Annotated in this window: 1 protein-coding gene; it reads left to right on the top strand. The window is 71.2% G+C overall.

Annotated elements, in window-relative coordinates:
- Positions 1-306: LysE family translocator (locus ACH107_RS33470; RefSeq protein WP_412509880.1), on the top strand; the 306-nt coding region annotated here is incomplete at its 5' end.
- Positions 307-511 lie beyond the last annotated feature (205 nt).

The following is a 511-nucleotide window of genomic DNA, read 5'->3' as shown; positions in this document are numbered from 1 at the left end:
GGGCGGGCGGCGGCCGGCCTCGGGCGGGCGGTGCGCCGCGGCTTCCTGACCAACGTGCTCAACCCCAAGACGGCGCTCTTCATATTCGCCTTCATCCCGCAATTCACCGACCCGTCGAACGGCCCGCTCTGGGCCCAGATCACGGTGCTGGGCGCGATCTTCGCCGGGTTGGGCGGGGCATTCTCGCTGGCGCTCGGCGCGGCGGCGGGCGGGTTCGCCCACGTGCTGCGGGCGCGTGCCCGGCTGCTCAACCGCGTGGCGGCGGTGATGTTCGGCGGCCTGGCCGCGCGGTTGCTCCTGCAATGAGGGTCCGTGACGCCAAGATGCCGGCAAGGGCACAGCGAGCGACGAGGCGGCGGGTCCGCCTTGCCGGTCCGACGCTTCTTCTCGGGGGAAATACCCCGGGGGGTGCGGGGGGCTGGCCCCCCGCCCGGTCGGTTCGCGGCACGCCATCCCATGCACAAAAGTCGACAGACAGGAGGTACCAAATACCGATATTAAAACCCCGGGC

Source organism: Roseovarius halophilus (ex Wu et al. 2025) (assembly GCF_047086965.1).
The sequence above is the reverse complement of the archived record's forward strand: the minus strand, read 5'-3'. Positions and strand labels throughout refer to the sequence as shown.